Genomic DNA, 1,431 nt, shown 5'->3' with positions numbered 1-1,431 from the left:
AGGTCGGCCGGAATATACCTGCTGGACATCCGCTGTGGGCCGTGAGTGGCTTCTTTCCTGCCCGACCCCGCTGCCGACTACGTGGGGGAACCTGACGCGGCATCGTCGACCTGCAGGGAGCGACCAGTCGCACCATCCCCGAGCACAACCGTAGCCCAAAGCCCTTCCTTGCGACTAAACCCGCCTCTGCAATCTTCGACGACCTCAGCCGAGCCACTGAACCATCCATCTGAGTCAGAGCACTAGGGTGAGTCGCGACCCAATCGTCCATTCTACGACAGGCTTGGGTGGATTTCAGCCCGTCCGCGTTCGAGTTGTAGTGAAGATAAACCGACGTTGTGTCAGTGCCCACTCACGTCCCAAAGCGGATGTCCAGCAGGTATATTCCGGCCGACCTTCGTCACGTAATAACATTGGGGCTGTGCAGATCGGTGAGCGGTGTGTTATATCGTATGTGCAGTGATTAAACCTCCATCTCCCCACCCTCTGGATTTTGACTGGCGCTACGATAGCGAGACAGCCCAACGGCTCGCCAATCGGCTTCGCGATAGCGGTCCTATTGGCGCGTTCGGCGTTCCAAGCGTTGCACGTCTGCTCGAAAACGAAAACGTTGCTGTAACACTAATCGATCGGCAGCCATTGCAACAGGTGCAAAATCAAGTCGTATGTCAGGTCGAAGACTTTGAGGCTGTAAACCAGTTCTGCACAGCGATCGTAGATTCTCCTTGGTATCAAAAATCGTTACTAGACTGGTCACGTGTAGCGGGACGTGCTGTTGGGGTCGGGGGCGCTGTGTTTGTGTCGGTGTGGCCGGAGCATACGCGACCGCGAGCTTCGCAGGAGCTCACCAGCACTCTTTGTAAGATTTCGTCTTGGGCCAACATAGATCGCAATATCGAAGCGCTACGTTACCTCGAGCCAGAATTTGAGGTTGTAGCACACGGTCAAGGTCTTACTGGCCATCTGTCGCGATCGCCTCTTGTCGGGGAACTAATTCGTCTTGAGGTAAAATGCCTGCCAGAACAAGGCGATTGTTCTTTTATAAAAGAAAAATGGCTAAGATTTACTATCGACGACTATCAGTTAGCTTTGCGTATTGATGTGGCTACTGCGCCGATACTTATAAAATGTGTTGATGGCGCTGCCGGATGGCATTGGCCGTATGTGAGCGCCCGCGCGCCATTCCGTGAGCAGATTGGCTTGTGGAGTTCCGCTGGCGAGGTAGCCTCTATCGGTGATCCTAGGGTGGTCGCCGCAACACTACGGTCCGCATTCCTTAGCGACAATAGTGCTAGTGCTCTGACTCAGACGGATGGTTCAGGAGCTCGGCTGAGGGCGTCGAAGATTGCAGAGGCGGGTTTAGTCCAGATGAAGGGCTTTGGGCTACGGTTGTGCTCGGCGATGTAGCGATTGATGGCGACCTGCAGGTCG

At 54.9% G+C, this 1,431-nt stretch carries 1 pseudogene; it reads right to left on the bottom strand.

The features are described from left to right. Positions 1-1,304: 1,304 nt before the first annotated feature. Positions 1,305-1,431 (bottom strand): annotated as a pseudogene (locus MKK58_RS24090) (IS630 family transposase); the annotation flags it as partial.

The sequence above is a fragment of the Methylobacterium sp. J-078 genome (assembly GCF_022829285.1).
Taxonomy (GTDB): domain Bacteria; phylum Pseudomonadota; class Alphaproteobacteria; order Rhizobiales; family Beijerinckiaceae; genus Methylobacterium.
This window is presented reverse-complemented; position numbering and strand designations above follow the sequence as displayed.